This is a genomic window from Anaerobacillus sp. QJM3NY_32 (assembly GCF_056173645.1).
In genome coordinates this window covers 2841239-2858895 of the sequence record NZ_CM149684.1, presented here as the reverse complement: position 1 = coordinate 2858895, position 17657 = coordinate 2841239, and the positions used below count along the sequence as shown (strand labels likewise).

Here is a 17657-nt window from a genome sequence, read left to right as displayed (position 1 = left end):
TAAGTGGATCAAAAAGATGGCAGAGGTGGGTCTAACCCATGTCCTTCTTCATTTTCGATAATATGAAGTAAAAATTCCGTTTCTTTTGGGTCATGTTGATGTAATTCTTTTAGAAGGTGTTGAATCCTTTTTAAATGTAAATCAAACTCTGTTTCTTGTTTGAAATTGGTTACAAGCTCTTCGGGCAAAAGAGTTAATTCAGCTTGGAGTTTTTCTAATACAGAAATTTGGATAGTATCTGTTTTGCTTGTTTCTAAATTAGCAACATAGGACTTTGATACCCCGAGCTTAGAAGCCAGTTCTTCAATCCCGAGATTTTTTTGTTTGCGTAACGTTCTGATTTTGTTACCGAAGTTTTTAAACATACAAACTCCCCTAAAGAAATATTTTATAATCATCTTTTTTTAATTATAACATCGAAAAAGAAAGATTAAGAAGTAACATTACTTAAGTAAAATAATGATTGAATAGAAAAGGAGAAAGTTTATATATGTAACATTATTGCGATTCCCAGATCAAAGTAATTGAAAACATCCTTTGTAGGGTAATAATCTTTATTTTTCAAAAAAAAAGAAAAAGATTTACAGTGTCGAAATTCATTCTTGAGTATAAATAATCTTTCATTTTTTAGTTTGAGAACAAAGGATAGACGAATAAGGAGTTGGTTCGATGCAGAAAATTCGAGATGTTAAAGTCAAGTCAGTTAGTTATATACATGATCCTCATGCAGCTCAGAAATGGTGTAATATTTTTCTTGATGTCTTACTAGATGCAAAACGAAAAGAAAAAGAGATGAACTCAAATGTTGACTCATAGATTTTACTATTGACTAAAGAAAGGGGGGGGCATTTTTGACAACTGTTTCCTATTATCGCAATTCAATTGATGAAAAGAAACAAAAGTTGTCCATTGAAATGCAGGTGAGAAGTGTCAAAGAAAAAGCACAGTCTTTAAAACTCCTAATTGATGAGGAGTATACGGACAGAGCAACATCTGCCAGAAAAAACAAAACTCATCTAAGAAAAAATATGGGTCTGTTGATGGGGAAAATCCAAAAGGGACAAGTAAAGAATTTACTTGTGTATAGTCGCTGTCGCCTTGCGCGCAACGTAAAAGATTATATGAATCTATATAGTTTGTTTAAGGAAAAAAAAGTGAATGTCATTTTTGCAGCTGAATACGAGTTTCCTATGCTGTATACAGCAGAGTCTGAATTAATTGAAAGGATTATAGCTGCGTTTAATCAACAGGAGGCAGAAAAACTTGTTTATAAGTTACAAGATGCAAAAGTCACCAAAGCAAAGGATGGAAAACATGCTGTTGGACGAATACCGTATGGATATAGAAAAGGCGAAAGAGACGGAGATGATTGGAAACCTGATGAAGAGGAATCCCATACAGTAATAAGCCTATTTCGATTGTTTGTTGAATTGGAGTTCAAGTCGATTAGTGAATTTTTAGTACTTATAAAAAAAAGGGGGATCACTTATAAAAACGGAGACCATTGGAATTACAGCAGTATTAGATCTCTTTTAGAAAAACCAATATACAAAGGAGATCGGATATACAAGGATAAAGGCATACCAATTGTAAGAGTTGTTGAAAGTATTAAACTTGTGGATTTGGATGTATGGGAAAAGACCCAGCAGAAATTAAAAGTAATAATCCGTCAAACTCCTGCTCCTGATATTAAAAACACAAATGTAAAATATTTGCTGAATGGGCTGATTTTTTGTGCGGAGTGCGGAATAGAGGTGAAGGGAAAAAAGTATAATAATGGGCATTCCTATAAATGTAATAGACATCATCGTCATCGAGTTCAAAAGGATTTTTTGGAAATGGAAATCATGAATAAAGCAAATCACTTTTTTCTCGAAATGATTACCACGTATATGGGAAATGTGGTTGATCGACTTATTCAAGATGAAGTTCAATTTTATGAATCCGCCATCGACCAATTTGAAAAGGAAGCGAACCAAGCCAAAACATATCTGATCCAAAAAGGTCAAAGCTTGATGGGTTCATTTATCAAAGAGTGTTTAGATGAAAAGATCTTCAATCAATTAAAAAATTATGAAGAAAAACAATATCTAAAGCATGAAATGGAGTCACGTATTTTTGATATTAATGAACGATACAGAGGTTTGGACAAAGTGAAAAATGATATTGAACCAGTCATTCTTACTCATGACCTTGAGGATGAAAAGAAAATAGAACTTTTGCACGATATTGTTTACAAAATAACGCTTTATCAAGAAAAAGTAGATGTTGTATTTAAACATCCTTTTAAAGAAAGTTTTTTAGGAAGTGGTGAAATTGAATTTAGCTAATATATTAAAACCTGGTAGAGTAGGAGTGTTTTACGGTAGACACTCAACAGAAAAACAAAACATGGAAACGCAATTGCGAAGTGCCTTCGAATTCGTGAGCAAGTATGACTGCACCATCGAAAAAGAATACCTTGATAGTGCAATATCATCAAGAAAAAAGGATAGACAGCAACTTCAAAACCTTTTGTCTGATGCAAACAAAAATAAATTTGATTTTATTGTGATTTATGATCATTCAAGGTTAGCGAGAATTCCTGAAGATCACGATATGTTACGCTTAACATTAAGTATATTGAAAATTCCGATTTTTGAAAGCAGTACTGAAACACTTTATGATTCAGGCGACTTAATCTTGGCAGCTGTAAAGGACGGGGTAGCAAAATATGAATTAGATAAAATCAGTATCAATACAAAGGAATCCATGGAGACCCTTGTGGCTAACGGATATTGGACTGGAGGTACAGCTCCAATTGGATATATTTATCATCAAAAGGGAACTAAGAGGCATGGACACTTTGAACAAGTTGAACATGAAGTTATCCTAGTGAAAAAAGTGTTCAAACTCTATATGGAACATCATGGCTTTGCATCGATAGCAAAACAACTCCCTTTAAAAAGCCATCGCGGCTCTAATTGGACAAAAGATAAAGTGAAAAACGTTATCACTAACCCCTTCTATGCTGGATATATAGCGATTAGAAGAAAGGATCCAGGTAGGCATAATGCCGTTAGAGAAAAAAAGGATTGGAAAATGAAAGAAAGTCCTTTCATAACACCAGTGATTAAAAAAAACGAGTGGGAATATTGCTGGGATTTATACTCAAATAAGAAAGGGGGAATGAGGAACCCCAAAAATTATAAGACATCATATTTAGTAAATGGCCTATTAAAATGTAATATTTGTCATTTTAATTTGAAGAATAAGGATCAAAGAACAACTAGCAATCAGGGTAAAGTATATGGTCAGCGTGTGTATTATTGTAAACAATGCTCTTATAAACTACGGGCAGACGATGTACACGAAAAGATTATTGAAATTTTTAAAACCAGCTTTACACTAGAAGAAGATAAGATCATTGGAAACATTAAAATAATAATTAAGAATAAAATTGAAGATGAAAAAAAGAAGTTGGAAGATCTAGAACAAGCATTAAGAAAAGAGCAACTAAAACTTTATCAGTGTGATCAACAGTTAGATGATCTTTTTAAGGAGGAAGAGTCTTTTAGGGAATTCATCAAAATATTGATTTTAATTAAAGAGCACATTCAGGAAAAGATCCGTCAAATAGCTGAATCGAATGATGAGGTCACAAGGAACATTGTTACCCTAGAAGAAGTATTTTTAGATGATACGATATTAAGTTATGGGTTAGAAGCGTTGAAACAGGTCTCTAAACAAGAACAGTTGAATATTCGACGTCTCTTCCTTTCATTAGTGGATGAAATTGTAATTGATGAAAAAGGATATTTAGAAGTTAAATTAAAATACAATCTAGGATCAATGGAAAGATAAAATACTCTCCTGACTGAAGGAGAGTATTTTTAAATTGGAAAATAATTAAGAAATAGAATATGTCCTTGCTAATTCTCGGTAATTAGGAAGGACAAGTTACTAACTCTCGGTAATTAGAGGTAACACGCGATCGGGGGTTACCCCTATCCGCCGTAATTGATATGGCTGCGTTGGACAAGAAATGCCTTGGTACCAACGGATGGATGACTTTTGACGTGTGAATAATATGAGCAAAGAGAAAAATCATAATCACGCCTCGGTAATTGGAGGGGTTGTAAGTTGTATTTCTCGGTTATTTATCTGGCAACAGATGTAACCTTACAAAAGTAATACTACTAAGTTAATTTTGCTCAAGTCATCGAGATACTAATATTTTATGTAAGCGCAAATCAATATCTTGAAAGTTGTCCTAAATTTCTCCCTTGGTACATAGATTAATTTGGAAACGACACAACAGGAGGTGTTTAACATAAAAGATGTTTCAATGACAACCGTTTTTCACACACTTGGTGTAGGAACGGCCGTTTCACTTTCTATTTGGGCAGATATACTTACGGAACCGATTAAGAACACAAACATTGACGTTTTATCAAGTGAAGCGGCAGACAATCTGATTTCGGGTTTTGTCGGGGCAATTAAAAATGCAGTTGGCGAACCATATGAGCCAGCCAAAATGTCATACGACATGTTATGGAATTTAGCTGTTCCATGTTTCTTATTACTCATTTCATTGATCCTATTGGGTTTTATTACGAAGGACTTTATCTTCAAATCATTTCAGGAACAAGAATCGAAATTTGATTTCATTCTAAAAATCATTTTAGCTTTATGCTTAATTGCTGTTTCGATTTTTATCCTAATTAAGTTTGTTCAAATACTTTTTCTGAATATTGTTGTTGCATTTGTTGGCGTATTCTTGTTCGCGCTCTTATTTGCTGGAATTAGAGAGATTGTCCCTAGAAGCGAAAGCTAAATAAGTGATTTTAAAATAAAGGTAGTTCAGATTAGGTGTACAAAGTTCATTTTGTATACGTGATTGAACTACTTTTTTAGTTATCCTATTTCGTAGGCATCTTCCAATAAGGAATTTGCTCTTTTTTTTGATTGGTGATTAATTTAATCCACTTTTTAAAGGCCACCTTCACTTTTGGTAGTAAAGGAGTCATAATACATAAAACAGTAGCAGTGTAAGGTGTAACTTATTAAAAAGGAATAAGTATGTATCAGTAGATTTGACAAACAAAGGAAGGGTGAATGTTAATGCCGAGCCAATATCCCCCACAAATCGAAAAGATTCAACGAGAAAAAGAGGTCATTCAAAAAATTTATAATCAGGTCCATCAAAAGTTAATGAAAATGGATTTATCAAGTAGGGAAAATGTAACACCTAATTGGGTTCTTGAGAACCTTGATTTTGCTCCTTGTTTAGAAGACCTAACTGATGAACAATCGACAATTGTCATGAGCTTTCGCGATATTTATATTGGAGTATATTTGGCAGCGGGAATTATGGAAGCGGATGATTTTGCAACGAAAATCCTTCATTTAAAGTAAATTCGTACGGAGATCAACCTGAAGTTCAATTGAGCAAAAAAGAATGATACAAATATGAACTCTCAAGTATTGAGAGAATTGAAGTTCAGAGGTATAACAACAAGAGTGAAGCATATGGTGAAAAGAAAACCATTACGGATGAGTCTTCTCTTGATGCATTCACCAATATACTTCATAAGGCTAATCACGAGACTAAGACCATTTATGATATAGCGTATCATAATGACTTTAAAGTTGTTGTCACTTACAAAAGAAATGCAACAGATGTGTTTTTTGTTTGGATGTCATCTGGTAAATACACTCACATCATAAGAGAAGGTAAAAATGATTCTTTTAAAATAAGCGGTATAACCACAAGAGAGAAACTTGCACACATATTGAGTTAAAGGCGGAACGAATTGTTCCTGTACAATTTAAGGTACGACATAGGGTGTTTGAAGATGTACTGAACTCTCAGGGGGGAGCGTTGTGAAAACTTGTATTTCTTTACTAGGTGGATTGATAATTGGAATTACTCTTTCTTACTTTCTCCTAGACTATAATGGTTGGATCATTCACCAAACTGGAGAGAATGGTGAAATCACTAGAACGATTGACGAATTAGATTTTAATTTAATTACTAATGCCTTTTTAATTGTGACGACTACTTCTATAATAATTTATGGGGTTTGGACATTAATTGAAAAGAAGAGAGAAGAACTATAAAAAATTTTGTTCATTTATCGGGTTTTTTAATGGAATAAGTCCAAGATTTAAAAAGGGCTCACCTCAATCCTACATGGATCAAGGTGAGCCCTTTTTAAATCGCTGTGCTATTTGTTCAACATTTCCAATGCATTCCTTATAAAAATTAAGGCTTTGCGCTAAGAAACAGATTATATCAATAGTATGGTTTTATTGGCATTAAATGATTAAGTTTATTTATGAAAAAAAGACGCTTCTAGTGGATAGAAAGCGCCGAAAAATTTGTTAACAAATCACGGGTTTAGCAAAACCGTTTCTTTATATCTGCGCCCAACTGGTTCATCTTCCCAGGTGATTACTATTTCTAGTTTTTCTGTGTCTGCTTTAACGGGGAAATTCCTAAAGTTAAATGTGCCACTTTTGATAACTTCATCACACTTCATTTGTGGAGCTAAACCATACATTTTATTGCTGCCCTTCTCGTTTCTAAACACATCCAAATTCACATTGTAAGCCTTGTTTTCTTTATTTGTGACTTTGAGGCTGTATAATTCGAATTTTCCTGGTTCACTTTGAAGATCATCTTTTTCTGGTTCTAATAATTCTATTTTCCAGTGATCGGTTTCTTTTACAGTAGGTACTTCGAATTCCGCTTTCGCTTCTTGAGATAAAAAAAGATTAGAAAACAATAGTACAGCAATGATAATCATCTTTCCCATAAAATCATCCCTTTCTTTACTGTTTTGCACGTGATTAGTATGGTGCCCATTAAAAAAATCATTCAAGAATAATAAACAGTCAGTTTTACTACAAGTTCTTTATAAAGGGGGCTTTTCTTGAGTTTGTCTTAAAATATCAACCATGCACTTAGAAATAGTGATCTCTGAGTTTTTTAAGTTGTATAAGTGGACTCTAAAGGGAATTCGTTGAGAAATTTAGTTGAAGTAAGAAAACAACCTACAAGAACATTTGTTCTGTTATAATGAAAGAGAGAGATTTATCCAAAAGGGTGTTTCAATTTTGAAAAAATGTTAAAATTATCTTATCTGCCAAATTGGAGGCGGTAGTATTGAAAAGTCCGTTGTGGTATCGTCTGGCGTTACTTTTATCGGCCTATTTTCCATTGTTTTTGATATTTGTTATCAAATTTGTTGACCATCAGTCGTTTTACAATTCTATTAAGAACTGGGATTTCAAATGGACGAAAGCTTCAGAAGTTATTAACCTAACGACCTCATTCATTTTCATCCTTTCATGTATTTGTTGTTTCTATATTATCTTCGAAATTTTTAGAACGAAAAAAAGGAGTATTGGACAAATCAATCTTCTTATTAAAACCGTCCAATCAAGAGATAAAGACATCCTTGTTTATTTAACTGCCTATGTTTTACCTTTAGTGAGCTTGGGCACTAAGACGATCCAGGATGTAATTGTTTTTCTTCTTCTTATCGTACTGATACTGTGGTTATCGTTGAGATCGGATTTACTTTATATAAATCCATTAATTGCTGCGCTTGGAATAAGGATTTATGAGGTAGAAACTTCCATGGGAAACTCAATTATGTTCTCAACAAGTAAACAATTCGAGAAAAATCAGGGCAAGGAAATTATTTGTTATCGCTTGGAAGGTAAGAGCGTGCTGATTGATGGAACGAGAGAGGGAGGATGAGCAAGTGCTCGAAGAATTGACAGAATTTAATAGACAGTTTCAAACTTTGCAAGACACATCCGAAAATGGCTTTCGGCTCTTTATTGTAGGTTCGCAGCTTAGAGAGGGTACAGCAACTAGATATGAGGATTGCCCACCAGAAGAAATGATTATTGATCGCTCTATTCAGAATTGGGTGTTAAGCGGAACGCAAGATGTCATGAATGAAGTGTTAAATTATGAAGTTGTAAATATTCAAGAAGTGGATGAATCAGGGGAATCCATTAGACGATACATTGAATTACATGAATTGAGCTTATTAAACCAATGGAAAGATACAATTGCCAACAACGAAACAGAAACAAATGCTCGAAGGCAAATAAACAACGATCATTTTAAACCTAAGGCATTAATCGCAAGTTTCCAATATAATGGACGAACGCTTTACTTTTTAAAGGCGATTTCAGAACGAGTATTGCTGAAAACTCAAACCATATTTGGGTTTGATGTTGGTAGAGAATGTTATGAGTTGGATGAAGGTCATAATCAAAAATTGTTTTTGGATGATCGATGGGATGCGATTATATTTGATTCAAATGTCATCATGTATAACGAAAGTAAAATACTATCTCTTTTTAAGTACTATGAGAAATTTAGAGAAGCCGCCGAACAAGTGCTAACTCAGATTGATGGACTTGATATATTGTCAGAAGACGCGGATTTGCAGAGCTTAATCGGATATCAAGTCACCTGGCAGAAAAAACTAGCACGCGCAGCACAATACTCATTTGATAATATTCGGAGAGAACGAATTGAGGCTTTAATAAATGATGATATGATTCCTTTATCGCTTAATGTGGAAGGTAGAATTGAGTGTACTACAAAAGAAGAAGCAAAAGTCGTGATCGATATTATTCTTGATAATTATGTTACTTCTTTAATTACAGATGAAAATTATAAGGCACTAAACAAATCGAGGATGTAATTGCGAGGTTTTTAACCTGGCAATTTTCTTTGCGTTCAGTTTAGAGTACGTGATTTCGAAAAATGGAGTTCTTAGTTCCACTGGAAATAGTTCTATAATGTCAAATGAACAAGATTTATATAAAGGAAGGTTAAATCAAATAGACAATTTACACTTTGTGTTATAGATAGAGGTAGACTTGATGTTTTTTGAAGATATGTATATCAAAGTGAAGTATGATGATAAAGACAACGGTTTTATATCTTAAGATAATAACAATTTTACTTATGCCTTTTCAGGAACTATAATACCCTTAGACAAGCTTTTTTAATTGGCCCCCTTCTGACTTTAGAATAGAAATTCTGATGCATCTCCGCGCTTTGAAGAAAACGAAAAAAGACGTATCTCTTCATGACCCGATAGGTCAGGATAAGGAAGGGAACGAAATTTCTCTGATCGATGTCTTAAAAGCAGAAACGGAAGATATTGTTGAATTAATTCAGTTAAACATGGAGAAAAAGAAGATATATGAGTACATTCATATTTTAGATGACAGAGAAAAGGAAGTTATTGTTGGGCGATTTGGTCTGAATCTTGAGAAGGAATTAACACAGCGAGAAATAGCCCGACAGCTTGGGATCTCACGAAGTTACGTATCTAGAATTGAAAAGCGAGCACTAATGAAACTGTTTCATGAATTCTATCGTAATCGAAAAGAAAGAGAGAGTGGAGCCTAAACCTGCCAAAGTGCAGGTTTTTTTATGTTTGTTTCATCAATTGGTCATAACGCTAATAGGAAAAATAACTTCTCTCTTCTCGTGAGAATTATTGGCAGTTTGTTCGTAATACGATCGGAACAAACAATCTGAATGAGGGGGTGTATGAAGTATCAAAAATAAAAAGGGTATCTAACTCATCATCAGTCGGTCGAAATAGTCTATTTATCAAAAGAAAATCAGATTTCTGAATGAGTTGTAACATTTTATGTTGTAAATGTAGAAGAAACAATTGGATTTTGTCATTTAAGAAAGATAGTTTGAATGTTTAAAACTGAACAACTCTTTGTTGACTAACCATGTCAATTTGCCAGGAGCAAGGACTCATTAATGAATTAAAAGCTAAAAAGAGCAAAAAAAAGGACTCCGGAGGTTTTCCTCCGAAGCATTTTAAGGTTGGTCTCTTATAGTTTAACACACAAAAGCAAAAAAGCAATAACGCATTGAAGAGTTTATTATTTCTCCTCTGCGTTAGTGTTATATGTTGAGAGAACTTTTCGTGTCCATATTTTATATCCTTCTCCATTAAGATGAAGCCCATCAAATGTGAAATCTTTATTTAACTGACCAAACTCTACTAGCTCTGGATAAATATCAATAAATTGATAATCATACAGATTCGAAAGATCTTCTAGGCGTTTATTTAAATCCTTAATGATTGAATTATTTAGTGGGTGACCAGTTAATGCTGTGTTCACCGGAAATAAACTTTGCACATAAACTTTTGTGTTAGGTGATTGCGTTTTGAGCGTATCTAGAATTTGCTTATAATTGGTTTCAATTTTGTTTACTGACTGCCCAGCAATCATATCATTAATACCAATTAACAAATAAATCCGATCTGGCTTTGCTTTTACGACTTCTTCAATCCTGTTTAGAACTCCTGTAGTCGTATCCCCAGCAATACCGCGATTTAATACTTCATGGTCACTAAGAGCTTCCCCCCACTCATAATAATCAGTCAAACTATCACCGAGGAAAATGGTTTCGCTTTCCTCATGTTTATAAGAGTCATAAATGCTCTTTTTAGTCTGATAATATTTAGTATAATACGTAATGTTTTTCTTCTTTGATTCTGAATCATTTTCGGGCATTTCATTTGCATTGGTTCTTAGAAAATCTGTTTGGTTCTCAGCCAATGCAAGCAAAATAACAAGAGATCCCGCAACTAGAATCAGAATCCATGTCTTTTTCTTCACAACTATCACACTCCTATAGATTACGATAGGTATTATACCCTATCTGAGTTAATGCGAAAGCTGAAAATGGTATTAAATTTAAAAATGAGTAAAAAAACCCCCAAAATTGGAGGTTATAGCGAGATGTTTGTCTTTTTTTGTAAGAAATCAACATCCTGATAGTAAGCATCCTTTACAAGAAGGTTGGGTCCTAGACACTTTACTGCAGGGCAATGACAACTTATGCTTTGAGCCATTTTACTTTCTTGCCATTTTTCGTAAGCATCATTCAGATTAGTATCTTTAATATTTCCAAGTGGTGGCGTATCTCCAAAATCAGTTACGATAATATCGCCATCGAAAATATTCATATTTAATCTAGAACGTCCATCTGGGTCATTTCTAACAGTGACATTAGGTTCTGAATATAATCTTTCGAGAAGTCTAAGGTCTTCTTGATTGGAACTGCATGGGTAAAATGGAAGGGTACCGAATAAGAGCCAAACATCTGGATCTCGATTATCTAATAAACGGTGAATTCCTTCTCGAATTTCATCCAAAGAGGCAATATCAAGACCTGAAGCGAAGTCTGACGGATACATCGGATGAACTTCATGACGCTGGCACCCCATGTCTGCTATTTGTTGATGAATGCTCACGATATTTGGAAGAGTTCTACGATTAATCATTGTCTCCGCTGATACGATGACACCTTTAGATGTTAAATCTTTTGCATTCTCAACCATACGATGGAAATAAGCTTCCCGCTGTTTGAGAGATGGCTTCCTTTCCATAACAGCGAATCCAATGTCAGTGAAATCGTCTATGCTTCCATAATTATGTGAAATATGTAAAACATCAAGATAGGGTATGATCAAATCATATCGCTTACGATCAAGCGTTAAATTTGAATTGATTTGTGTTCTCGCTCCGCGTTCATGAGCGTATTTAAGAAGTGGAGCTACATATTGCTTAACCGATTTCATGGAAAGCATTGGTTCACCACCCGTAATACTTAACGCCCTAAGTTTTTCTACTTCATCAAGACTACGAGTAATAAGGTCTAGAGGAAGTGGATCAGGATCCTTTGGTTGCAATGTATAACCAACTGCACAATGTTCACATCTCATGTTACATAAAGTAGTCGTTGTTAGTTCTATGTTGGAAAGAATCATATTTCCATATTCTTCAACATCCATATAAGCTTCCCATGGGTCATAGCTAGGCGTTATTGTTTTCATTGGTGTTATCATTTAAATCGACCCCTTAGTGTTAGTTCAAGGCTTACACCCTTCTATAATTGTAGAACATAAAATGAAGGATGAACAGATGTAGTAATGAATTTAGAAAACTCCGCCAATGTCCATACATTTTTGATCAACCTATCATAGACTGTAATATCTACCAATAGATTGTTTGAAGGAGAGAAGGAGGGGGAGCATGAGTTACGGTTATCCCGGTTGTGGTTATCCTTATCCGCCTTACCCATACCCATATCCAGGCTATGGCGGAGGATATTTTGCCTTAATCGTTGTTCTACTAGTATTACTACTTGTTATTGGCGGAGGATACTATTACTACGCTAATCATTATGGAAGCTATAAATAATTTGATAAATCTATAACAATAATTTCAAGGACACGGTCAACATGTAAAAAAGCAAGTACGAAAGGGTTTAACCCTTTTTCGTACTTGCTTTTTGGTTTTGTGCTTTATCAAGATCATCTCTCGTAGTTTTATCCCAGAGCGGAACACCTTTTTGATAAGCAGCTCTAGAAATCATATGTCCAGAAACTGGAGCTGTCATCAAAATGAAAATAATACCGAGAATGAGCTTTCCACTTACCATTTGTTCTTCAAAGATAAAATAAAGGAAAGCGGCAATGAGGATTCCAGCTACTCCTAGAGTAGCGCTTTTTGAAGCAGCATGTAGACGAGTATAAACGTCAGGAAGTCGAAAAATTCCAAGTGCTCCAGAAAAAAGGAAAAACGTGCCAATGATCATAAAAATGCTAATCACGACTTCTTTCAATGATAACACCCTTTTCCAGAAATTTAGCAATAGCTACTGTGCCTATAAAAGCGAGAATTCCAATAAGAAGAATAATATCATTGAAATACGCTGTTTCCAGTTTGATTGCTAGAATACCCGCTATTGCCATAAGATTAATGCCGATTGTATCCAGTGCAACAGCACGGTCAGGATTTGAAGGTCCTTTTATTGCTCGATAGAGTAAAAATAGGGTAGAGATTGCGATGATGACGATACAAATGGTTGATACAGTAGATAAAAGAGAAGTCATCTCGTCACCTCCATAATTGCTTTCTCAAATGTGCCTTTAATTTCTTTAATAACCTCATCTGCATCAGGTGCGTCCATAGCATGGATATAAATGTGCATATTATCTGGAGCGACTGAAACCGTTAGTGTCCCTGGTGTTAATGTAATGAGATTTGCGAGCATCGTAATTTCCCAGTTTGTTCGAACATCAATGGGTACAGCGATAATGCCTGGTTCCATTTTAAGTTTGGGACTATATACGAGCTTAACAACCTGAACGTTAGCCATAATCAGCTCTTTAATAAACAAAAACAATAACTTAAGAATCGCCCAAAGACGATAAAAGTAAAAGCGGTCTGGAATGAAACGCTCCATTAATAGAAGTAATCCGATTCCAAATAAATAGCCTACAAAGAACGTACTAAAAGAGTAACTTTCAAAAAGAAACATCCAGAGAACGGCAATAATCAGGTTTATGATAATTTGTATTGGCATGCCATCTACTCCTTCATAACCGAATCAATATAATTTGCTGGATCAATCATTTGATCCGCAATTGTTTGAACCGTAGGATAAATAAATTCTGCACCTAATCCAAGAAAGACCGTGAAAATGAGTAAGAAAGCAGCAGGCATTATTTTACCTTTAGTAGAGTTAACTGTTGAAACATATTCCTGCTTTGCCTCTCCCCAGAATCCATTAATAAAGATGCGGATAACAGAAAGAAGAATTAAAAGACTGGTCACTAATCCTATAATCGCTAGTACATAATGTCCTTCCTCGAAAGCACCTCTTAGAATAAGGAGTTTACCGATAAATCCACTAAATGGCGGTAATCCAGCAAGCGCTAATGCTGCAATGAAAAAGAGCCATCCAAGGACTGGTTGATTTTTAATAATGCCACCCATCTTTCTTAAATCTGATGTGCCGGCGTAAGCCACCATAGCACCAACAAGGAAGAAGAGTGCTGCTTTAATAATCATATCATGAAGCAAATAATAAATTGTGCCTGCAAGAGCAGTTGCTGAGAACGTGCCAATACCAAGAATCATATAACCAACTGCTGGAATGATATTATAGGCAATAATCAATTGCACATTATTCGTCGAAAGGGCCCCAATCACACCGAAAACAAGCGTGAATCCTGCCAGTACAAGCAAAATTTGATGCGTAACTGTAAGGTTATAGACGAAGATCAGAGAGAAAACTCTTAGTATAGAATATACCCCAACTTTGGTAAGTAACGCTCCAAATAATGCTGAAATAACAGTTGGTGGAACTGTATAAGACTTAGGGAGCCAGAAATATAATGGGAAAAGCGCACCTTTCGTTGCAAAAACGATCAATAACAAAATGCCAATGGTCGTTAACACACCATCCTGTTGAACTTCACCGATCCGTTCAGCTAACTGAGCCATATTGACTGTCCCAACTACTGCATATAGAAAGGCGATCGTTGTAACAAACAGCATAGATGAAAATAGATTGATAATGATGTATTTAAAGGACTCTCTGAATTGTTCTTTGGTCCCACCAAGAACGATTAATCCGTATGAAGCAATAAGCAGTACTTCGAAGAAGACGAATAAGTTAAATAGGTCTCCTGTTAGAAACGCACCACTAACACCCGCAATGAGAAGTTGAAAAAGCGGATAAAAGTAAAACCGTTCGCGTTGTTCATCAAGCGAATTAAAAGCATAAAAAGCACATGCAACCGCAATGATATTCGCAGTGACGACTAACAACATAGCAAGCGGATCGGCGACCAGAACAATGCCATAAGGCACTGTCCAATCCCCGGCTTTTAATACGATCGTGCCGTTTTGAATCACATTAAATGCGATGACAGATACAACTGCGAGATTGACTAGCACCATAATGCGTGTAATCAATCGTACAAGTGGCAACCGTTTATTGAGGAATACAAGAATGATTCCAGTTAATAACGGTAATAAAATTGGTAGTATAGCTAGATTACTCATTTTCGTTACCCCTTAACTTCTCCATATTATCAGTACCGTTCGTTTGATATGTCCGATACGCTAGCACAAGAAGAAACGATGTCACACCGAAACTAATAACGATGGAAGTTAATATAAGTGCCTGTGGCAACGGATCAACATAACTTGTTACGCCTTCTGCAAGGATAGGAGGTTTTCCACGATTTAACTTTCCCATCGTAATAATAAAGAGGTGTGCTCCATGAGACAACAGTGCCGTACCGATAATGATTTTAAGAATTTGTTTTTGCAGCATCATGTAGACACCTGCTGTAAAAAGCAGACCTGCAAGTACAGACATGATAATTTCCATTAATCATTTCCCTCCTTCTTACTCGGACGCAATTTAATCATTGTGAAGATGCCGAGCGCAGCAAGTCCAAGTACAAGGATTTCAAGCATCGTATCAAGTCCACGGAAGTCAACAAGAATAACGTTAACAACGTTGTCTCCTCCGCCCAATTTATAGGAGTTTTTAAGAAAGTACTCTGAAATTGGTTCAAACAATTTCGTACTGTGTGAAGCGATTCCTATCATAGTTACAAGAACCCCTACAGATATAGAGATGACCCAGTTAACGGCGTTTGTTCTTTTGGATTCCTTCTGTTTATCAAAATTAGGCAAGTGATAAAAACATAGAAGAAATAGTGCAACCGTTACGGTTTCTACAATAAGCTGAGTGAGCGCTAAGTCTGGTGCTCGGAAGAAGACGAATAATAGGGATAATCCATACCCTACGATTCCAAGTACTAGAATAGCGGCAATACGATTCTTCATAAAAATCGTTCCAAAAGCAGCGCCGGCCATCACAATCGCTATAAGTAACTCAGGAATAGCAATCGGGGCCAGGTCATCAAATGACATTTCGAAGCCTCCAGTAACACTTATGGTGATGGAGACAAGAGCTATGAAGAAGATTAGGATATATATCATGTAATGCCTGAGAGATCCAGTCATATAACCATTCGTTAATTTCTTAGATCCATTTATGATGCCGTTTATAATACCATCATAGGCTTTAGCTGCAGAAAGTTTACCAGGTAAAATAGTGTATATACGTTCCCATTTTTTACGGGTCAGATAGAAAACCGTTCCTAGCAAAAGTACAGCTAAACTCATGTAAAGAGCAGGCCCTAATCCGTGCCAGAATTTAATATGCGTTTCACCAGCTGAACCGGCTATGGAATCCACCATTGGTGAAAGAAGAGAATGCCCAAAAACGTTGGGAACAAAAGCAATGACGATCACAAGAAGTACAAGAATGATTGGCGAGATAAGCATACCAATCGGTGCTTCGTGTGGTTCTTTAGGTAATTTATCCCTTTGTTTACCGGTAAATGTTCGGAAGAAAAGCATAATGGAATAAACAAAAGTGAAGATACTTCCGCCAACTGCTAAATAAGGGAAATAAGGTGAAACAGCTTCAACAATTGTAGATGCATTTTCAAAATGCAGGGACGATTCAAAGAACATTTCTTTACTCAGGAAACCGTTTAGAAAAGGTAGCGGGAATCCTGCCATTGAGAATGTGCCAAAGAATGCTAAGGTTGCAGTGATTGGCATGAACGTAAATAGGCCTCCGAGCCTTCTAATATCTCGAGTGCCTGTCTCGTGATCAATAATACCTGCGACCATAAAGAGACTCCCTTTGAACGTAGCGTGGTTCAAAATGTGGAATACCGCTGCAAGAATAGCCACTTCAGTACCAAAACCTAACATAGCCATGATCATACCGAGTTGACTAATCGTCGAATAGGCGAGGATAGCTTTAAGATCTGTTTGTCTAACCGCCATATAAGATCCCCAGCATAGCGTGAGCAATCCAAATCCACTAACAATCAAGAAAAAGAGATCGGTACCTGCGAAGATGAGGCTTAACCTCGCAACAAGGTAGATACCAGCTTTAACCATAGTAGCTGAGTGTAGGAAGGCACTGACTGGTGTTGGTGCTTCCATTGCGTCAGGTAACCATGTATGAAATGGAAACTGAGCTGATTTCGTAAAAGCTCCCAGTAGTACGAGTACTAAGATGAATGGGAAAAGGGAAGACGTAACAATCATCTCTCCGCTTTCAATAATCCCCCTAATACTTGCCGTTCCTGTAATATCTGCCATGAGTAAAAAACCACCGAGCATGGCTAGACCGCCAAAAACAGTAATCATCATGGATTTAAGGGCACCAGATGTTGATTTCTCTCGTTGGTACCAGTATCCAATTAGCAGGAATGATGAAATGCTCGTTAATTCCCAGAATGTGTAGAGAACAAATAAATTATCCGACAACACAACCCCGAGCATGGCTCCCATAAACAATAGGAGATAGACATAAAAATGGCCAAGCTTTTCGGCTTTACTTAAATAATAAATGGAATAGAGAACAACGAGTGATCCAATTCCAGTGATCAAAAGCGCGAAAAACAGGCCAAGACCATCAATATAGAATGTAACGTTCACTCCGAGTGATGGAATCCACTCAAACGTTTTAAGTGTATGTACACCCTGCGTAACTTCTTTTATAAACGTAAGAAAATACCCAAACAACACTATCGGAACTAAAAGAACAAACCATCCTAAATGGACTTGTTTGACGCCCCGATAAAGTAACGGGATGAAAAACGCTGCCAGAAAAGGTAGCAAGACAGCTGCATGAAGCATTCTACAAAAACCTCCCCACTAATGCTCAATATGATAAAAGTTCAAATGAACTCATATTGCGATACTTCAATTGT

20 protein-coding genes and 1 pseudogene are annotated in these 17657 nt (G+C 35.8%); 11 read left to right on the top strand and 10 right to left on the bottom strand.

What is annotated here, in order from left to right:
- Positions 1 to 8 precede the first annotated feature (8 nt).
- Positions 9 to 365, bottom strand: a complete 357-nt coding sequence (locus AC0VYH_RS15070) for a helix-turn-helix domain-containing protein (protein WP_475372701.1) — start codon at positions 363 to 365, stop codon at positions 9 to 11.
- A gap of 304 nt (positions 366 to 669) precedes the next feature.
- On the opposite strand from AC0VYH_RS15070, the gene AC0VYH_RS15065 reads away from it, so the two are divergent.
- From AC0VYH_RS15065 to AC0VYH_RS15035, 7 genes are all read left to right on the top strand, one after another.
- Entirely contained in the window at positions 670 to 816 is a 147-nt protein-coding gene (locus tag AC0VYH_RS15065) for a hypothetical protein (protein WP_475372700.1), read from the top strand.
- Positions 817 to 851: 35 nt separating this feature from the next.
- Complete coding sequence (locus AC0VYH_RS15060) at positions 852 to 2330, top strand: recombinase family protein (RefSeq protein ID WP_475372699.1); 1479 nt, start codon at positions 852 to 854, stop codon at positions 2328 to 2330.
- The gene (locus AC0VYH_RS15055; RefSeq protein ID WP_475372698.1) at positions 2317 to 3843 is read left to right on the top strand and encodes a recombinase family protein; all 1527 of its coding nucleotides are present in this window, start codon (positions 2317 to 2319) and stop codon (positions 3841 to 3843) included. Before AC0VYH_RS15060 ends, AC0VYH_RS15055 begins: the two co-directional genes overlap by 14 nt.
- Positions 3844 to 4327: 484 nt before the next feature.
- Positions 4328 to 4816 carry a hypothetical protein gene (locus AC0VYH_RS15050; RefSeq protein WP_475372697.1) on the top strand — a complete coding sequence of 163 codons (489 nt, stop codon included), beginning with the start codon at positions 4328 to 4330 and terminating at the stop codon, positions 4814 to 4816.
- Positions 4817 to 5103: 287 nt separating this feature from the next.
- Entirely contained in the window at positions 5104 to 5397 is a 294-nt protein-coding gene (locus AC0VYH_RS15045; protein WP_475372696.1) for a hypothetical protein, read from the top strand.
- 68 nt (positions 5398 to 5465) lie between these two features.
- A complete protein-coding gene (locus AC0VYH_RS15040; protein ID WP_475373795.1) occupies positions 5466 to 5783 on the top strand; it encodes a YhfM domain-containing protein in 318 nt (105 codons plus the stop codon).
- Between the two features lie 82 nt (positions 5784 to 5865).
- Complete coding sequence (locus AC0VYH_RS15035) at positions 5866 to 6102, top strand: hypothetical protein (protein WP_475372695.1); 237 nt, start codon at positions 5866 to 5868, stop codon at positions 6100 to 6102.
- Positions 6103 to 6374: 272 nt separating this feature from the next.
- Here the strand turns inward: AC0VYH_RS15035 and AC0VYH_RS15030 are convergent, their stop codons facing one another.
- Positions 6375 to 6800 (bottom strand): hypothetical protein, encoded by a 426-nt coding sequence (locus AC0VYH_RS15030; RefSeq protein ID WP_475372694.1) that lies wholly within the window; start codon positions 6798 to 6800, stop codon positions 6375 to 6377.
- Between the two features lie 350 nt (positions 6801 to 7150).
- On the opposite strand from AC0VYH_RS15030, the gene AC0VYH_RS15025 reads away from it, so the two are divergent.
- The 3 genes and pseudogenes from AC0VYH_RS15025 to AC0VYH_RS15015 form a co-directional block, all read left to right on the top strand.
- Positions 7151 to 7750 (top strand): hypothetical protein, encoded by a 600-nt coding sequence (locus AC0VYH_RS15025; protein ID WP_475372693.1) that lies wholly within the window; start codon positions 7151 to 7153, stop codon positions 7748 to 7750.
- Between the two features lie 4 nt (positions 7751 to 7754).
- Positions 7755 to 8714, top strand: coding sequence for a Kiwa anti-phage protein KwaB-like domain-containing protein (locus tag AC0VYH_RS15020; protein WP_475372692.1), 960 nt, complete (start codon positions 7755 to 7757; stop codon positions 8712 to 8714).
- Between the two features lie 335 nt (positions 8715 to 9049).
- Positions 9050 to 9430 (top strand): annotated as a pseudogene (locus AC0VYH_RS15015) (sigma-70 family RNA polymerase sigma factor); the annotation flags it as partial.
- A 494-nt stretch (positions 9431 to 9924) separates the two neighbouring features.
- Here the strand turns inward: AC0VYH_RS15015 and AC0VYH_RS15010 are convergent.
- Positions 9925 to 10668, bottom strand: a complete 744-nt coding sequence (locus tag AC0VYH_RS15010) for a GDSL-type esterase/lipase family protein (protein WP_430244148.1) — start codon at positions 10666 to 10668, stop codon at positions 9925 to 9927.
- Positions 10669 to 10781: 113 nt separating this feature from the next.
- Entirely contained in the window at positions 10782 to 11900 is a 1119-nt protein-coding gene (gene yfkAB / locus AC0VYH_RS15005) for a radical SAM/CxCxxxxC motif protein YfkAB (protein WP_430244150.1), read from the bottom strand.
- 187 nt (positions 11901 to 12087) lie between these two features.
- Here yfkAB and AC0VYH_RS15000 point away from each other — a divergent pair, with 187 nt between their 5' ends.
- Complete coding sequence (locus tag AC0VYH_RS15000; protein ID WP_194219472.1) at positions 12088 to 12255, top strand: hypothetical protein; 168 nt, start codon at positions 12088 to 12090, stop codon at positions 12253 to 12255.
- 67 nt (positions 12256 to 12322) lie between these two features.
- Here AC0VYH_RS15000 and mnhG read toward each other — a convergent pair whose 3' ends face one another.
- From mnhG to AC0VYH_RS14970, 6 genes are read right to left on the bottom strand one after another with little or no spacing between them, the layout of a single operon-like run.
- Positions 12323 to 12688 carry a monovalent cation/H(+) antiporter subunit G gene (gene mnhG, locus AC0VYH_RS14995; RefSeq protein ID WP_194219473.1) on the bottom strand — a complete coding sequence of 122 codons (366 nt, stop codon included), beginning with the start codon at positions 12686 to 12688 and terminating at the stop codon, positions 12323 to 12325.
- Positions 12660 to 12950, bottom strand: a complete 291-nt coding sequence (locus AC0VYH_RS14990) for a Na(+)/H(+) antiporter subunit F1 (protein WP_194219474.1) — start codon at positions 12948 to 12950, stop codon at positions 12660 to 12662. Before AC0VYH_RS14990 ends, mnhG begins: the two co-directional genes overlap by 29 nt.
- The gene (locus AC0VYH_RS14985) at positions 12947 to 13423 is read right to left on the bottom strand and encodes a Na+/H+ antiporter subunit E (protein WP_194219475.1); all 477 of its coding nucleotides are present in this window, start codon (positions 13421 to 13423) and stop codon (positions 12947 to 12949) included. The genes AC0VYH_RS14990 and AC0VYH_RS14985 overlap by 4 nt, the downstream gene beginning before the upstream one ends.
- 5 nt (positions 13424 to 13428) lie before the next feature.
- On the bottom strand, positions 13429 to 14910 hold the full coding sequence (locus AC0VYH_RS14980) for a Na+/H+ antiporter subunit D (protein WP_475372691.1): 1482 nt from the start codon (positions 14908 to 14910) through the stop codon (positions 13429 to 13431).
- Complete coding sequence (locus AC0VYH_RS14975; protein WP_194219477.1) at positions 14903 to 15241, bottom strand: Na(+)/H(+) antiporter subunit C; 339 nt, start codon at positions 15239 to 15241, stop codon at positions 14903 to 14905. The genes AC0VYH_RS14980 and AC0VYH_RS14975 overlap by 8 nt, the downstream gene beginning before the upstream one ends.
- Complete coding sequence (locus AC0VYH_RS14970) at positions 15241 to 17583, bottom strand: Na+/H+ antiporter subunit A (RefSeq protein ID WP_475372690.1); 2343 nt, start codon at positions 17581 to 17583, stop codon at positions 15241 to 15243. The genes AC0VYH_RS14975 and AC0VYH_RS14970 overlap by 1 nt, the downstream gene beginning before the upstream one ends.
- Between the last annotated feature and the right edge of the window lie 74 nt (positions 17584 to 17657).

What these genes read in the sequence shown, in the direction of transcription:
- AC0VYH_RS15070 (WP_475372701.1), bottom strand. Translation starts at nt 365, where the DNA reads ATGTTTAAAAACTTCGGTAACAAAATCAGAACGTTACGCAAACAAAAA.
- AC0VYH_RS15065 (WP_475372700.1), top strand. Translation starts at nt 670, where the DNA reads ATGCAGAAAATTCGAGATGTTAAAGTCAAGTCAGTTAGTTATATACAT.
- AC0VYH_RS15050 (WP_475372697.1), top strand. Translation starts at nt 4,328, where the DNA reads ATGACAACCGTTTTTCACACACTTGGTGTAGGAACGGCCGTTTCACTT.
- AC0VYH_RS15045 (WP_475372696.1), top strand. Translation starts at nt 5,104, where the DNA reads ATGCCGAGCCAATATCCCCCACAAATCGAAAAGATTCAACGAGAAAAA.
- AC0VYH_RS15030 (WP_475372694.1), bottom strand. Translation starts at nt 6,800, where the DNA reads ATGGGAAAGATGATTATCATTGCTGTACTATTGTTTTCTAATCTTTTT.
- yfkAB (WP_430244150.1), bottom strand. Translation starts at nt 11,900, where the DNA reads ATGATAACACCAATGAAAACAATAACGCCTAGCTATGACCCATGGGAA.
- AC0VYH_RS15000 (WP_194219472.1), top strand. Translation starts at nt 12,088, where the DNA reads ATGAGTTACGGTTATCCCGGTTGTGGTTATCCTTATCCGCCTTACCCA.
- AC0VYH_RS14990 (WP_194219474.1), bottom strand. Translation starts at nt 12,950, where the DNA reads ATGACTTCTCTTTTATCTACTGTATCAACCATTTGTATCGTCATCATC.
- AC0VYH_RS14985 (WP_194219475.1), bottom strand. Translation starts at nt 13,423, where the DNA reads ATGCCAATACAAATTATCATAAACCTGATTATTGCCGTTCTCTGGATG.
- AC0VYH_RS14980 (WP_475372691.1), bottom strand. Translation starts at nt 14,910, where the DNA reads ATGAGTAATCTAGCTATACTACCAATTTTATTACCGTTATTAACTGGA.
- AC0VYH_RS14975 (WP_194219477.1), bottom strand. Translation starts at nt 15,241, where the DNA reads ATGGAAATTATCATGTCTGTACTTGCAGGTCTGCTTTTTACAGCAGGT.
- AC0VYH_RS14970 (WP_475372690.1), bottom strand. Translation starts at nt 17,583, where the DNA reads ATGCTTCATGCAGCTGTCTTGCTACCTTTTCTGGCAGCGTTTTTCATC.